This window comes from Tunturiibacter lichenicola, from assembly GCF_051013355.1.
GTDB lineage: Bacteria > Acidobacteriota > Terriglobia > Terriglobales > Acidobacteriaceae > Edaphobacter > Edaphobacter lichenicola_F.
In genome coordinates this window covers 1,926,569-1,941,265 of the sequence record NZ_CP132944.1, presented here as the reverse complement: position 1 = coordinate 1,941,265, position 14,697 = coordinate 1,926,569, and the positions used below count along the sequence as shown (strand labels likewise).

General features: G+C 54.0%; 16 protein-coding genes and 1 tRNA gene. 11 read left to right on the top strand and 6 right to left on the bottom strand.

The window, feature by feature from the left end; all coding sequences use genetic code 11:
• The first annotated feature begins 44 nt into the window (after nt 1-44).
• Complete coding sequence (locus RBB82_RS08385; RefSeq protein WP_433974668.1) at nt 45-1,823, top strand: tetratricopeptide repeat protein; 1,779 nt, start codon at nt 45-47, stop codon at nt 1,821-1,823.
• A gap of 177 nt (nt 1,824-2,000) precedes the next feature.
• Nucleotides 2,001-3,893, top strand: coding sequence for a CRTAC1 family protein (locus RBB82_RS08380; RefSeq protein WP_433974667.1), 1,893 nt, complete (start codon nt 2,001-2,003; stop codon nt 3,891-3,893).
• Between the two features lie 17 nt (nt 3,894-3,910).
• On the opposite strand, the gene RBB82_RS08375 is transcribed toward RBB82_RS08380, so the two are convergent.
• Together RBB82_RS08375 and RBB82_RS08370 are read right to left on the bottom strand one after the other, a co-directional pair.
• Complete coding sequence (locus RBB82_RS08375) at nt 3,911-4,111, bottom strand: hypothetical protein (protein ID WP_433974666.1); 201 nt, start codon at nt 4,109-4,111, stop codon at nt 3,911-3,913.
• 430 nt (nt 4,112-4,541) lie between these two features.
• Nucleotides 4,542-5,159: a cytochrome P460 family protein gene (locus RBB82_RS08370; RefSeq protein WP_433974665.1), complete on the bottom strand. Its 618-nt coding sequence runs from the start codon at nt 5,157-5,159 to the stop codon at nt 4,542-4,544.
• 110 nt (nt 5,160-5,269) lie between these two features.
• Between RBB82_RS08370 and RBB82_RS08365 the strand changes: the two genes are divergently transcribed.
• Complete coding sequence (locus RBB82_RS08365) at nt 5,270-6,385, top strand: sensor histidine kinase (RefSeq protein ID WP_433974664.1); 1,116 nt, start codon at nt 5,270-5,272, stop codon at nt 6,383-6,385.
• A 3-nt stretch (nt 6,386-6,388) separates the two neighbouring features.
• Nucleotides 6,389-7,144 carry a LytR/AlgR family response regulator transcription factor gene (locus RBB82_RS08360; RefSeq protein WP_433974663.1) on the top strand — a complete coding sequence of 252 codons (756 nt, stop codon included), beginning with the start codon at nt 6,389-6,391 and terminating at the stop codon, nt 7,142-7,144.
• 44 nt (nt 7,145-7,188) lie between these two features.
• Here the strand turns inward: RBB82_RS08360 and RBB82_RS08355 are convergent, their stop codons facing one another.
• The gene (locus tag RBB82_RS08355; RefSeq protein WP_433974662.1) at nt 7,189-7,848 is read right to left on the bottom strand and encodes a CatA-like O-acetyltransferase; all 660 of its coding nucleotides are present in this window, start codon (nt 7,846-7,848) and stop codon (nt 7,189-7,191) included.
• Nucleotides 7,849-8,045: 197 nt separating this feature from the next.
• Nucleotides 8,046-8,122, bottom strand: a tRNA-Val gene (locus tag RBB82_RS08350).
• A gap of 64 nt (nt 8,123-8,186) precedes the next feature.
• Between RBB82_RS08350 and RBB82_RS08345 the strand changes: the two genes are divergently transcribed.
• Nucleotides 8,187-8,780, top strand: coding sequence for a CDP-alcohol phosphatidyltransferase family protein (locus tag RBB82_RS08345; RefSeq protein ID WP_433974661.1), 594 nt, complete (start codon nt 8,187-8,189; stop codon nt 8,778-8,780).
• Here RBB82_RS08345 and RBB82_RS08340 read toward each other — a convergent pair.
• The gene (locus tag RBB82_RS08340; protein WP_433974660.1) at nt 8,777-8,941 is read right to left on the bottom strand and encodes a hypothetical protein; all 165 of its coding nucleotides are present in this window, start codon (nt 8,939-8,941) and stop codon (nt 8,777-8,779) included. The genes RBB82_RS08345 and RBB82_RS08340 overlap by 4 nt on opposite strands.
• A 219-nt stretch (nt 8,942-9,160) precedes the next feature.
• On the opposite strand from RBB82_RS08340, the gene RBB82_RS08335 reads away from it, so the two are divergent.
• The 6 genes from RBB82_RS08335 to hscB all read left to right on the top strand — a co-directional run bounded on the left by RBB82_RS08335 (nt 9,161) and on the right by hscB (nt 13,262).
• Entirely contained in the window at nt 9,161-9,628 is a 468-nt protein-coding gene (locus tag RBB82_RS08335) for an RrF2 family transcriptional regulator (RefSeq protein ID WP_433974659.1), read from the top strand.
• Between the two features lie 66 nt (nt 9,629-9,694).
• Nucleotides 9,695-10,963 (top strand): IscS subfamily cysteine desulfurase, encoded by a 1,269-nt coding sequence (locus RBB82_RS08330; protein ID WP_433974658.1) that lies wholly within the window; start codon nt 9,695-9,697, stop codon nt 10,961-10,963.
• A gap of 193 nt (nt 10,964-11,156) precedes the next feature.
• Nucleotides 11,157-11,573, top strand: coding sequence for a Fe-S cluster assembly scaffold IscU (gene iscU / locus RBB82_RS08325; RefSeq protein ID WP_433974657.1), 417 nt, complete (start codon nt 11,157-11,159; stop codon nt 11,571-11,573).
• A gap of 136 nt (nt 11,574-11,709) precedes the next feature.
• Nucleotides 11,710-12,210: a HesB/IscA family protein gene (locus tag RBB82_RS08320; protein WP_433974656.1), complete on the top strand. Its 501-nt coding sequence runs from the start codon at nt 11,710-11,712 to the stop codon at nt 12,208-12,210.
• A 65-nt stretch (nt 12,211-12,275) separates the two neighbouring features.
• Nucleotides 12,276-12,614 carry a lysozyme inhibitor LprI family protein gene (locus tag RBB82_RS08315; RefSeq protein ID WP_433974655.1) on the top strand — a complete coding sequence of 113 codons (339 nt, stop codon included), beginning with the start codon at nt 12,276-12,278 and terminating at the stop codon, nt 12,612-12,614.
• 36 nt (nt 12,615-12,650) lie between these two features.
• Nucleotides 12,651-13,262: a Fe-S protein assembly co-chaperone HscB gene (hscB, locus tag RBB82_RS08310; RefSeq protein ID WP_433974654.1), complete on the top strand. Its 612-nt coding sequence runs from the start codon at nt 12,651-12,653 to the stop codon at nt 13,260-13,262.
• A 382-nt stretch (nt 13,263-13,644) separates the two neighbouring features.
• Here hscB and RBB82_RS08305 read toward each other — a convergent pair whose 3' ends face one another.
• Nucleotides 13,645-14,526: a hypothetical protein gene (locus RBB82_RS08305; RefSeq protein WP_433974653.1), complete on the bottom strand. Its 882-nt coding sequence runs from the start codon at nt 14,524-14,526 to the stop codon at nt 13,645-13,647.
• Nucleotides 14,527-14,697: the final 171 nt, after the last annotated feature.

Here is a 14,697-nt window from a genome sequence, read left to right as displayed (position 1 = left end):
GCAGATAAGGATTCGGATAGATACGATTGTCTCTCACGAACAACATGGATAAACTTCGGCAAAACGGGCTTGTGGCTGTGAATGCAGGGCTCGTTGCATTGATCGCTCTCACAACGGTTGCGCACTCTCAAGAGCCTTCGGCAGCGCTGAAAAAGGCCGATGCGGCCTATCGTGCGGGGCAGGCTGCTCTGGCTCAAAGAGACCTGAGTTCAGCGCAAGCTGACTTCGAGCAGGTAGTGCAGCTAGCACCGCAGGCTGAACAGGGACACAGTGCTCTTGGCGCTGTTTTGGTCAACCGCGGACACTTGAAAGAAGGCATTCGGGAGCTTGAAAAGGCGCTTGCGATTAAAGCCAGCGATAGCGCAGCTCAAACGAATCTTGCATTGGCGTACGAGCAGATCGGGTCACCCGAAAAAGCTCTTCCGCTTTTTTCCAGGCTTGAAGCTGATGCACACCTGCATGGACGTACATTGCCCTCGTACGTTTTAGTAGGGTATGCCTACTCGCTCGCTGCTACTCAAAACACTGGCCCGGCCATTACGAAGATGAAAGCCGCTCTCGCGACAGAGCCGCAGAATGCAGAGTTACACGATGAACTCGGCTCGCTATATGCGCAACAAAAGAATTGGGCGCAGGCTCAGAGTGAGTTTGCGACGGCGATTCGCCTCAACTCGAACCTGGCGGCTGCACATTTGCATCTTGGCCTTGCAATGCAGGCCCAGGGAGAGAAGGATGGGCTAACGGAGCTGGAGCGGGCGTCGCAGCTGGCGCCACAGAATGAGGTGATTGCTGTAGAGTACGGCAAGGCGCTCGCGGCCAGCGGGCAAGATGAGCAGGCAATTACGGTCTTTCAACATGTGTTGGAAGTAGATCCCGAATCGACTGCGGTCTCGTATCAACTCGCCCTTGCGTTACAGCGCTCCAACAAAGTGCAGGAGGCGATCACGCTTCTGAAAAAAGTTGTGGCCGCGGAGCCGAACAATGCAGAGGCTATGACGAATCTTGGGATGGCACTCTGCCAGGCGCAACTTGCAAAAGATGCGGTCCCAGTGCTGCAGCGGGCGGTTGCCCTGGCGCCTGAGAGCGTAACGGCGCATCAAGATCTTGCCGCAGCGTATGTGCAGCTGAGTCAGTTTGGAGATGCGGTGTCTGAATTGCGTCAAGCAATCAAGCTCGCGCCCGATCAACCTCAACTGCATTACAACCTTGGTCTAGCATTCAAGATGCAGGATGATGCCGCGCAGGCGATACCGGAGCTGCAGATAGCGGAAAAGCTTGATTCGTCTGCGCCTGAAGCCCCTTATTTGCTTGGTGTGCTTTATATGCAGACAGGGCGCTACGAGGATGCGGCGCGAGAGATGGATCTCTCTTTAAATTTACGCCCGGAAAATGGCGATGGCTGGGCAGCGTTAGGTAGCGTTTACGACAAGCTCAACAAGCCGGCGGAGGCTACATCCGCACTACGTGAGGCCATCCGTCAACTTCCGAATCAACCTGACCCACACTTGACACTCGCTGCTGTTCTGACCAAACAGAACCGACCGGCGGCGGCCGCTGCCGAGCGGAAGAAGGCTGCTGATCTGATGCGTAGCAACATGAATCATCAACGTGCTGAGGTCGCGACGAAGGCCGGAAACTCGCAATTACGGGGTGGAGACGTGGAGGGCGCTGTTACTCAATTTCGAGACGCTTTGAGTTACGACGCAAACTATCCCGAAGCGCACATGGGGCTGGCCGATGCTTTAGGTCGGCTTGGGAAGACGGTGGAGGCTGCGGCAGAACGTCAGAAGGGCGAGGCTGCAAAGGCTGCGGCAAATCCCTAGGTTGTTGCATGTTGAAGCGGTGCTTGGTGGGTAGATAGTACGTGTACATAGATTTAAGACGTTCGTTATAATTCGGCGCACGGGCAGTGAGAAGTACTTCAGTTATTCGAACTTCGAAGAGCGTACGGGGCGTTTACATACGATGACTTATGCCGCCGATGCTGGATTAGAGCGATCTTGAAAAGAACATTGATTACGTTGAACCGTCGCAAATTCATCCAGTCACTTAGCCGCACGGCGTTGGTGCTTCCATTTGCGGATATTCTGGCATTGGCCTCGCCGCTCCAGCAGGCGCCTCCACCTCAGAAGGGCATTGGACCGCAGGAACGCAGTTATGATGCGAAGTCTGCACCGCCGCCTCCGGGAGAGAAGTCTCCGATTGAAGATACTCCTCTTGGAGTTAGCTTCCTTGATGTTGCGAAGGAGTCTGGCCTTACCAGTAAGACGATCTATGGTGCGGAAGGCAAGAATAAGTACTTGCTGGAAACTACGGGCTGCGGGCTGGCATTTTATGACTATGATAACGACGGCTGGCTGGATCTTTTTATGGTCAACGGCTGGAGGCTTGATGGTTTCCCCAAGGGCCAAGAGCCGCGATGCCATTTGTTTAAGAACAACCGCGACGGGACCTTCACGGATGTAACTACTGGTTCAGGGCTGGAACATAGGACAGGATGGGGGCAGGCGTGCTGTGTTGGAGACTATAACAACGACGGCAACGACGATTTGTTTGTAACCTACTATGGTCAGAATGCTCTTTACCGCAACAATGGCAATGGAACGTTTGCGGATGTTACGCAACAGGCAGGTCTCACTCAGCCGGGGCCGAAGATTCGTTGGAATACCGGTTGTACTTTTGTAGATTACGACCGTGACGGGCATCTTGATCTCTTCGTCGCAAACTACGTCGACTTTGATTTAAAGACAGCACCTTTGCCGGAGGATGGACCGTGCACTTATAAGGGAATGCTTGTTGCTTGCGGGCCTCCGGGACTGCCTGGTGGGAGAAATATTTTGTATCACAACAACGGGGATGGCACTTTCACTGACGTCAGCGAGAAGTCTGGAATGTGGACCGCAGTTGGGACCTATGGTTTGAGTGTTGCCGCCTCAGATCTAGACAATGATGGGTGGCCTGATATTTATGTTGCAAATGATTCAGCGCCTGCGACGCTCTATCTCAACCAGAAGGATGGGACCTTCCGCGACATTGCGATTGAAGCCGGGGCAGCACTTTCGGCAGAGGCCAAACCGCAGGCGGGCATGGGTGTATCTATCGGCGACTACAGCCATAGCGGCAATCTTGACATTGTAAAGACGAACTTCGCCGGCGATACCGATTCGCTTTATACGAACATGGGCGATGCAACATTTGAAGACCACACCTATCCGAGTGGCCTGGGTGAAAATACCAGGCTGCTGGGATGGGGTGTAGGTTTTTTTGATATGGATAATGATGGGTGGCTCGATATTCTCATGTCGAATGGCCACGTCTATCCGGAAGTTGATAAGTCGAAGGCCGACCTGAAGTATGCAGAGCACAAATATCTGTATCGCAACCTGCGTAACGGACGTTTCCAGGATGTTACGAACAAGGGTGGCCCAGGCATTCTTGAGGATGCCGCTGCGCGCGGCTGCGCATTCGGAGACTATGACAACGATGGTGACATAGATATCGTCGTCAACTGCATCAATGCTGTACCGCAACTTTTGCGCTGCGACTCGACTCTGAACCGCAACTGGATCAAGATAAAGCTTGTTGGAGTAAAGTCGAATTGTTCCGGGATAGGTAGTCGGGTGATTGTCACAGCTACTACGACACCGGATGCAACTAAGCCGTCAAAACAGCTGGAGGAGTTACGAAGCGGGGGAAGTTACTTCTCGCAAAATGATATGCGTCTGCACTTCGGTCTTGATCAGGCCAAGAAGGTGGATCTGGTTGAGATACGGTGGCTGAGTGGGCAGGTGGATCAACTTAAGAATCTAGATGTTAACCAGCTTTACGTGATTCAAGAGGGTGGAAAGATTCTTAAAGCTGGCCCACTCAAGCCGGCCAAGAAGCAGTCATAGAGTGGCGGAACGTATGTCTAATTTTTTATAGTGTCTGATGATGGAGCGTCGACCGTGAAGCTGCCGAACGGTTGCTGATAGTTGGCGCTCCACTTGTCGCTCACGTCTGCACTTTGTAGATAGATCTGCTTGTTGCCCGCGAACCCAGGGGTGAACTTGACCTCAAAACTAACCGTTACCATATTGCCGTGAGTGTGTGCGGAAGATCCAGATGCCATCACCGTGCATTGAGAGTTACTTAATTCTGAAGAAGACCCCGCGATTATTGAGTGATATCCCCAGGTGCCGCCCATGTTGGGTACTAACCAGATAGCGTTCCTGGCAAGGTCAAAGCGCAAGAGACACTGATTCATTGACCATCCCGATCGTCCACCTGGTCGAACGTTGCTGGCCATTACAGACAGGGCAGCTTTAGCAATATGCGAGCCGCCTTTGGGGTCTTGATAGGTTGCAGTAAAGACCTGCGCGGTGCCAGTGCCAGACGATGGTGCAACAGAGACTGGGACTGCCGACTGCATCGTAAATGACGACGAGATCCTGGATTTCGAGCACCCCGCAAGTAGGAGCGTGAGACAAAGGGCAACGAAACGCACGTTTCAACCTCCGATGCCATGTATCAACATGATAAAGGGAGTTGATTGGGAAGTCTTACTTCGATGATGGCGAAGGACTTTCAATTTCCTTCTTGTACTGGGCGCTGAGTGTGTTCCTGCTCTTGGCGATTGGCAACAGTGTTGGATAGAACTGGACGAAGGTAGTATCCACGGCTGCATGGTCGGAGTGGCAGCTATAGCAGGAGGCTGTCGTCGGAACCATCTTACCTGCTTTGTCTTTGTCTTCGAATCCGAAGAAGGCCCATTTTCCTGAAAATCGCGCTTCATCCTTTACGTGCACTTCCAAACCCATTATTTCGCTCTGAAAGTGGCCCTTTTGATTGATCGAGCCCTTCCCATGGGCTTCGCGAACTTCGAGTACGAGCGTGGTCTTGTCGGGCCAGGTGCCCGTCTCTACAAATTTCTTGTAGGACTCTGGATCTACGAAGACATTGTCGAACATGTGGTGGTCGTCCGGCTGCGTATTTGCGCTATAGCTCATATCGAACCCAGAGGTTAGATACACCCACTCCCGATAGTGCTCGGGGAGTTTGAGCTGTGCGTCGCTCGTGTACTCTGGCGAGTAACTCCGTGGGGAGGGCTTTTCTTGAGGGGCAAAGATGGAGAGCAGAACTATTGCAAAGAGGAGGAGAGATTTCGCAGCAGTGAGCATGGAAGAAGTATCCACCTTCGCTCATTCCTGAGCGAGACCGCTTACTGCAGGGCTCCGGCGATTCACTGCATTCTTGGCGCTTTCGGCAAGTTGAAGACTACGATCTCAGTATGACTACGAACAACCACATTCAGACCGGGTCGTATCGATGGAGATGGGTCGCGGCGATCTGGTTCGGATTCGCGCTGTTCGGCGCGTTGCAGACTGTCTTCGTCATGCGTTCGGAGGGAATGCATCACGCCTGGATGGAGTTGTTCGTCGTAACACTGCTTTCTTGGCTTCCCTGGGCGCTGATGACGCCGTTGATCTTGCATCTGGGACGGCGATTTCCGCTGCCCAAGCCGTGGCGCTTCCAGAATTGGTTTGCACATATCGCCGCGTGGCTTGCAGTCAGTGTGATGTTTTGTGCCTGGGATTCGTTGCTGGATGTGCTTCTGAATCCATATGCCGACGGGTCTCCGGCGACGTTTGTGCAGCTTTGGCATAGCAAGTTCTACAACGGATTTCTCTCGTCCATGGTGCTGTACGCTGTGATTCTGATAGTTAGCTCCATGTTGGACTCAAGGGAGCGCCTCGCTTTTCAGCAGACTGAAACCGCTCGCCTGAACGAGCAGCTGACGAAGGCGCAACTGAATGCTTTGCGGCGACAGATCGAGCCTCACTTCCTGTTCAATACGCTCAACGCAGTCTCCGGGTTGGTGCGTGAGGGAAGAAATGATTCCGCAGTGAGTATGATTGCCGGGCTAAGCGATTTTCTGCGCCGGATGCTGGAGGACTCCAGTCGGCAACAAGTGCCGTTAGAAGAGGAAATGGAGTTTGCGTTGAAGTATCTGGACATTCAGAAGGTTCGATTTGCGGACCGCCTTCAACTGAGCGTGGATGTTCCCGGCGAACTCTATCCAGCGAAGGTTCCCAGCCTTATTCTGCAGCCGATGGTCGAGAACGCGATTAAGCATGGAATTGCGAAGCGAGCGCAGGGTGGGACGATTCGGATTAGCGCAAGTCGGTGTGATGATGTGCTCACGCTGAGTGTCTGCAATGACGGCCCAAGTCTTCCGTCTGACTGGGAGGCGACTCGCCCGGGAATTGGCATCTCGAATGTTCGTACCCGATTGCAGAGCCTCTATGGAAATGACTGCGAGATGAGCATGCGGAATCGAAGCGCGGGTGGCGTGGAGGTGTCGGTCTCTCTACCCTTTGTAATACCGTCCTCCGCGGAGGCTTGATTCGTGCATTCGAAAGAGCGTCCCGAGAGAGTTCGTACGCTGGTTGTAGATGATGAGCCTTTGGCTCGCAGCAATCTCATCGTTCTGCTGGGTCTTCATCCGGAGATTGAGCTTGTCGGGGAGTGCGGTTCTGGCGCGGAGGCGCTGTCGGCGATTCGCGAATTGAAGCCGAGCCTGGTTTTTCTCGACGTTGAGATGCCAGAGTGCGACGGATTTGACGTTCTCGAGATGCTTGGAAGAGATCTGCCACACGCTGTCGTGTTCGTCACGGCTTACGACAAGTATGCGTTGCGGGCCTTCGACGCTGGAGCGCTCGATTATCTCTTGAAGCCGTTCGACAACGCTCGATTCGAACGAGCACTCGACCGAGCCAAGGAAAAAATCACGCAGGGCCGAAGCTCGCCGCGAGCAAGAGAGTCACTAGTTGTGAAGAGCGCCGGGCAGGTTTCGTTTCTGAAAGTCTCCGAGATCGATTGGATCGAGGCGTCGGACTACTACTCCTGTTTGCACGTGGGAACAAAGTCACATCTCGTGCGCCGCAGCATGGCGGAGCTCGATCAGGAGCTGGATCAGTCAATCTTTTGCCGGATTCACCGTTCGACCATCGTTCAACTTGATAGGGTACGTGGTCTCAAGCTTAATGAGGGTGGTGAGTACGACGTGGTGCTCAACAATGGAACGAGACTGCGGTTGAGCCGACGCTACCGTGCACAACTTCAATCTCGCCTGGGTAGTCCCGGCTCGTGGTCTGAGTCTTAAGTCAGCGAGGAGGGAGTTCACTTTGTTGTGCATTCGATACAGTGCTACAACGGTTCGGATTCCGGAGCATCGAGAGATTGTTGGAACTTTTCGACGAAGTGGGCAACGTGCAGCCCGTCGATCAGAGCGTGGTGTACGTGTATCGATACAGGCATCGTGGAGCGGTCGTCCGCATCAGTAATTTTGCCGAAGGTTATGCGGGGCGCAGAGTCTTCGCGGGAGAAGTCGCGCGCATGGGAGATGGATGTGAAGTCGAACCAGGGAAGAATGGAATAACGGATCAGATTGGCCTCGGGGTAGTGCTCGAGGTCATTTCGTTGCCGCACCCGTTCGAGTTCGATGGACGCCTCGGGAACGAACTCGCCGATGCGCTGACGGAATTGATAGTGTCCAAAACCAATGGTGCCGTTTGGGCGTCCGACAGCGCTACCGCCATTAATCTGTTCATAGCGCCAGACGACGCCATCGACAATGCGTGTCCTGAAGTTCTCAATCTGGTGAGCGGCAACGAGAGAGCGATGCAGCAGTGACAAGAAGACCGAGATGTGGTGCTGCTTGGCATAACGGTATGTTGCCGTGCAGTCAACACGGAGACATACTCCGTGGTAGGGCTCGGTAAAATTTCTGAAATGGTTAAAGCTCGCGCGGCGCTCCCACGTCTCTACGTCGATCTTCTGTCTGCTGCCAACCAGAATTTCCTGCATGCTCGTATGCTAAATCGAAGAGATGTTTCATTCCGTCGAAGAACGGAACCAGAGCAGATAGTTCGTCGCTTCCTACTTCGAATCTTAGCGGAGAACCGATTAAGCGTTGTGGCTTCCGTAATCTACATACGCTTTGGAGCGTTGTAGCGAGCGAATGTGGATGGATAGAGGGCAAGCCACGAACTTCAAGAAATAAGTGGTAGGCACGAGGAGACTCGAACTCCTGACCTCTACCGTGTCAAGGTAGCGCTCTAACCAACTGAGCTACGCGCCTGTGCGTTCTACTAGTCTAAACGGAAGTAGGAGCTTGGAGCAACCTTCGCCCGACTTGGGTTAGGATGAACTCACCCTGCTACGTGCCCCTGCTCAGCCAATTCCGCGCCGTGCCGAATCTGCTTACGTTGATGCGGTTGTTCATCATTCCCTTCCTTTTGATTGAAATTCTCGATGGGCACTACGGGATATCGTTTGCGCTATTTATGCTCGCGGGAATTAGCGACGCTTTCGATGGGCTGCTGGCTCGATGGTTGAGTCAAAAGACGACGTTGGGTCAGTATCTCGATCCGATCGCGGACAAACTGCTCTTGAGTTCGCTGTTTGTAGTTTTGACCCACGTTGGGCTGATTCCGCGTTACGTAACGGTTCTGGTCTTCAGCCGCGATGTAGGGATTTTGCTTATCTCTACGTTGCTGTTTGTTACGGGAAGTCTGCGGGATTTTCGGCCAAGTCTCTTTGGGAAGTTGAACACGTTTGTGCAGATCGTCGCTCTGGTTGCCGTGCTATGCCAGAAGCTGTTTATGTCTCCTGCTGTGGCGACACTGCGAGATGTACTGGTGCGCGCGATTGCAGTGCTGGCGCCGCTTTCGGCGGCTCAGTATGCATGGATTGTGCTGCGCAGGATGAATTCGCCGCCGGAACAGACCGTGGTTTAGTCTTCGGCAGGGGTCTCGGCGAGGGCTTCTTCTTCTTCGATTGCTATGTCACTAAACTCCGCTGAATCAAAGACTTCACCGCACTTTTGGCACTCCACAAATTCAGCGTCTTCCTCGCGGGCGACGATTTTGACGATGGGATGTTTGCAGATGGCAGTCATTTTGGGGAGAAAATGGTGAATGGTATGGATTTTGCCCGTCCCAAGCCACCTTGTCAACAGCGAATTCGGGTGATTTTGAAGGCGGAAATGATGGTGAAAGTGTGGTGGAAAGCATGGTAAGGCGTGGTTGTTGCATGCGCGCAAATCTGGACGTACACTATCTAGGACTGGAATTGTCTTAGTTAGCCAGTTTCAGGCGGGCGGGAGCCCAAATCCAACATGCTGCGTCTGACCAAAAAAGCCGATTATGGCCTGATGGCTCTGAAGTATCTGGCAGAGCAGAAGGACGGCACTGCGCACAGTGCTAAAGATATTGCTGAGGCGTATCACATTCCTCCGCAACTTCTTGCGAAGATTCTGCAGACTTTAGCAAAGGCCGGGTTACTGGTTTCGCATGCTGGAACGAACGGCGGATATGCGCTAGCGCGATCGTCGAATGAGATCACGGCTTTTGAGGTGATCCGGGCGATTGACGGGCCACTTTTTATTACAAGCTGCATTACTATTCACGGAGCCTGCGACCTTGCAGGCCATTGCACCATCAAAGAACCATTGCGCAAAGTAAATGACAGCATCAAGGACCTGCTAAACGGAATACGCATCGCAGACTTAATTGAGGCTGGAGAAGCGGAGCAGACTGGGACAGGCGCACCGGTGGGTGGCGGTTTGGTGAGCATCGCGCTCTAGCTGGTGGGAATTTGTAACGAACGAAGTTCAGAAGTGCCAAGTTTGAGAGATACGATGAGGAACGACATGAGTGATAACGGAGTAGTAATCAGCGATTCTTCAAAGCCATTACCTGCAGGTGTGACCCTGCCGATCTACATGGACAATCACGCGACGACGCCGATGGATCCGCGGGTCCTGGATGCCATGCTGCCGTACTTCGGCAAGGTGTTTGGGAATGCGGCGAGCCGCAACCACTCGTTTGGCTGGGAGGCGGAGCAGGCGGTCGAGAAGGCGCGTGAACAGATTGCCAAGTTGATTGGCACAACCGCGAAGGAGATCATCTTTACCAGTGGTGCGACTGAGTCGAACAATCTTGCGCTTAAGGGTATCGCTGAGATGTATCGCGAGCGCGGCAACCATATCATTACACAGGTGACTGAGCACAAGGCTGTGCTTGATACGTGCAAGAAGCTCGAGAAGCAGGGTTACCGCGTGACCTATCTGCCGGTGCAGGCGGATGGCCTGATCGATATCGAGGACCTGAAGCGCGCGATCGACGACAAGACGATCCTGGTTTCGATCATGTACGCGAACAACGAGATTGGCGTGATTCAACCGATCGCCGAGATTGGCAAGCTTTGCCATGAGAAGGGCATCATCTTCCACACCGACGCAGTGCAGGCCGTGGGCAAGATCCCGGTCGACGTGCAGAAGGACAACATCGATGTGCTTTCGCTGTCGGGACACAAGATCTACGGGCCGAAGGGTGTTGGCGCGCTGTACGTTCGTCGCCGCAATCCTCGTGTGCAGATCTCTGAGCAGATCAACGGTGGCGGTCACGAGCGCGGAATGCGGTCGGGCACGTTGAATGTTCCGGGCATCGTCGGCCTGGGCGCGGCTTGCGAGATCGCGGGCCGGGAGATGGAAGCCGAGGCCAAGCGTGAGATGGAGCTGCGCGACTACCTGCGGAGCAAGTTCGAGAAGGCGTTGGACTACGTGCATGTGAACGGCAACATGGAGCATCACCTGCCCGGAAATCTGAACATGAGCTTTGTCTACGTCGAGGGCGAGAGCCTTTTGATGGGAATCAACGATATTGCGGTTTCTTCGGGTTCTGCTTGCACCTCGGCGACGCTTGAGCCATCGTATGTGCTCAAGGCTCTGGGTCTGGGCGACGATGTGGCGCACAGCTCGATCCGGTTTGGTCTGGGTCGTTTCAACACCAAGGCTGAAGTGGACTATGTTTCGGACAAGTTGATCGACGTGGTTTTGAAGCTTCGCGAGCTTTCTCCCTTGTATGAGATGGTGAAAGAAGGAATCGACCTTACGAAGATTGAGTGGGCGGCTCACTAATCTGAGACCGCTCAATTCTGACCCTGCAAAGGCTGCCGGTAGATCTTCCGAAACTGATTCGGAGTTACAACGAACTTAGAACGGCGCATTGTGCGTTTACGAAAGGACCCTCCCCCGGTTGAGCCGAAAGAGTCCTAAACGATAGCGAACCCCGGAACCCGGGAGTATCATCTAAACAGATGAGGAGTAGACCATGGCATACAGCGACAAGGTAATCGATCACTACAACAATCCCCGGAACGTCGGTCAGATGGACAAGGGCTCGACCGAGGTAGGCACCGGTTTGGTTGGAGCGCCTGAATGCGGCGACGTGATGCGTCTGCAGATTCGCGTAAATCCTGAGACGAATGTTATCGAAGATGCCAAGTTCAAGACCTTCGGTTGCGGTTCGGCGATTGCTTCCTCCTCACTCGCGACCGAGTGGGTTAAGGGCAAGACGATCGACGAGGCTCTGACGATCTCGAATACGGATATTGTGAAGGAGCTTGCGCTTCCTCCCGTGAAGATTCACTGCTCGGTGCTTGCGGAAGACGCGATTCGTGCAGCGATTGGCGACTGGAAGAAGAAGAACACTGTTGCCGAGACGGCAGCGGTTGCAGTTGCTCAGTAAGTCAGGAACTACGGCGGGGCTGGTTTTGGGGTGATGCTGAAGAGTGCATGCCACAGGGCTAAGCCCCAAAGTTTTGTTAGATTGAAACCAAGGCCGAGGCCTTGGAGCAGTTGAAACGAGTGAACGAAGGCATACGATGACGATGGTGTCATTACAAACCGCGGCGGAGATGGAGGCGGCCCAGAAGGCTGCTGCATCGGGACAGGCCAAAGATCCGCTGGCAGGAATGAATGTGCTGACCGCGCAGGGGCAGGAGCCTGGTCAGAAGGGCATCCAGATCACTGAGAAGGCGCTGAAGCGGATTCGCGTTGCGATGGCGAAGGAGAATGTCTCGCCGGAGCAGGGTGGGCTGCGGGTCGGGATTCAGGGCGGTGGCTGCTCGGGGTTGAGCTACAACATTCGCTTCGATACGCAGCCTCGGGATCGGGATAGGGTGTACTCGTTCGGTGAAGGGTTGGCGACGGCTGGCGATCCTACGAACGGTGCGGCGATTCGCATCTTTGTCGATCCTAAGAGCTTTATCTACCTGCATGGCATGGTGCTCGATTTTGAAGAGACGCTGATGCGGCAGGGATTTAATTTCATCAACCCCAACTCGACCAAGAGCTGCGGGTGTGGATCGAGCTTTACGGCTTAGTTGTCGAAGAGTTGGCCCGGGTCAGAGCGTAAGTTCCATAGTTTAAAGTTGTCGTGCGGAGCGTGATGAGAGTTCATCTGTCGCTGGTGGTGTTTGCCGCTTCTTTGACTGCGCATGCTGCTTCGCCTATCGATTGTGCGAAGGCGAGCACCCCCACAGAACGCACGATTTGTCATACGCCGACGTTGCTGCAGGCCGATGCGCGCACGACTGCGTACTACGAGATTGCAATTGGGCTTGTGGGGATGGGTGTGCGCGGAGATCTGGGTGACTCTCAACAGGCCTTTCCCGCCGTTCGCGATAAGTGCGGCACGGATAAGGCGTGCATCCTTGCTGCTTACAAGAAGCAGACGGCACCGCTTGAGGCCGTGATTGCGAATGTCGAGAAGCAGGGTCCCTTCTAGGCGCCTAAAACCTTCTGGACGCCTAAAATAGGATCGATGGATTACTTCTCGTTTTTCAGCCTGCCAAGGAAGCTGACGCTGGATGTTGTGGCGTTAGAGAAGCAGTTTTACGTGCTCAGCCGTAAGCTGCACCCGGATCGGTTCGCTTCGAAGCCGCTGGCCGAGCAGGAGGCTGCGCTGGCGCAGAGTTCTTTGCTCAATGATGCGTATCGGACGTTGAAAGATTCGATCTCGCGGACGCAGTATCTGCTGACGCTTGAAGGGGTGGAGCTGGAGGAGCAGTCGAAGGCGGCGACGGATGCGGCGCGGGCCTCGGGAGAGCAGAAGAAGCAGATCGTGCCTCCGGAGTTGCTGGAGGAGGTCTTCGAGCTGAACATGCAGCTGCAGGAGATGCGTGCGGCTAACAAGATGGGCGAGGATGAGCCGGAGCTGCGACGTGACCTGATGACAGCCAAGGATGCGTTCGACGCGAAGATGGTGGAGACGCAGGCGGAGCTGGAGGAGTTGTGGACGACATGGGACTCGGGTGTGGATGCCGGGAACGAGACCGTGAAGACCAAGGCCCGGGACGCCATGGTGGTGCTGCTGAATAAGCGGAGCTATCTGCGGAACCTGGTGCGGGATGTGAACGAGGCGTTGGGGCTGTAAGGTTATCGTCATCCGTGTTTGACCTGCTTGCGCGGTCACCTTTCTGGGGGGTGGCCCCCCGGGGTGGGTGTGGCTAAATGATCTATTTTCAATTACTTGCTGATTTTATGGTCTGCAAAATCGTCATTCCAAATGGCTTAGAGGTAAAATCGTCTTTCTAAATGGGTTACGGGTTTAAATGACAAAACCCCAGTATCGACTGGGGTTTTTTGCTTCTGTATCCAGTATAGCGTTTGGGATACAACTCATACGCCAAGCCTAATCCATTGAAAAATAATGAGATGGCTGGGTTTGGCACTTGACAGGATTTGGTAGTTGGTCAGCTTCGACTCCGGGCAAGCATAGTTGCTGAAAATCCCGTATTGCGGGAGCGAGACGGAGACTAGTCCAGCAACGTATAAACCGCATCACTGGTATTGATGGCAAGCGTCGACCCACGAGCGGCAACATCGGCATACCTTATCGTGATTTCGTGTTCGTCTGATGCTTGCACGAAGACTGGTTCCGATGACAGCGACTCGATGAGACTGCCAATGGCCAAGTGGTCTTGTCGAATATGGATTACCTGTTCGCCGCGCACTGCGAATGTCTTGCCAAGAACACCAAATGAGTTCCAGACCTGCTCCAGCCTGAAGTTGCTCAATCGAACTAAGGGAAAATCCGTGTAGTAGTTGATCCAGACCCCACCCGTCTGGTCAACGTTCATAGCGTAGCAATCGCAGATCATTGGTAAATCAGACCGCTCTGCGAACTCTGCGTATTTGAAGACTGGATCCCCAGCGGAGTTGAAGCATACTAGTCCTTGCTGACCGATACCGCCCCCGAACACGCCCTCGTCGAAATAGCTCACCCAAATCAGGCCATCAGCAGTCGTCTGGAGGTCTTCACTCGCATCACCAAGATCGAGAGTTGACCGTATGGCACCACGCTTGTCATAGATTGTTGTTCTGCCGCCCCTGCGTTCTCCAACCAGCCACCCCTCCTGAAATCGCTGAACATGGAACGTAGATAGCCCAGACGATTCATCGAACGCAACTGATTGCAACCGATCTGCTTCCTGATAGACCACGTGGTGCGCCCTCGGAGGCGTTCGATACCATGCTGACCAAGCGTCGCTATCGGTATGAAAATCAGGCTGCGGCGGCTTACCCTCCGCATACAACAAGAGCGGGCATCCAGCCCAATCGACCGTGAGGCGTACGAGAGTCCAATCGCCAGGAATCGAAGTTATATCCAGCGCCTTGCGGAAGCGCAACAAAGTCATGCAGGAAGCATATCGCAGCCCAGTGCTGCGGTTGATCTAGCTCTTGCAAAGTCGGGTTTTCAGCAAGTTGAGTCGTTCACATCAAACTAACCCACTACCCAGGATTTGCGGTGCCTGTCGAGGTCACTCCTGCTACTCGCCAGTGGCTTGAGCTATGTTTGGGGACGAGAT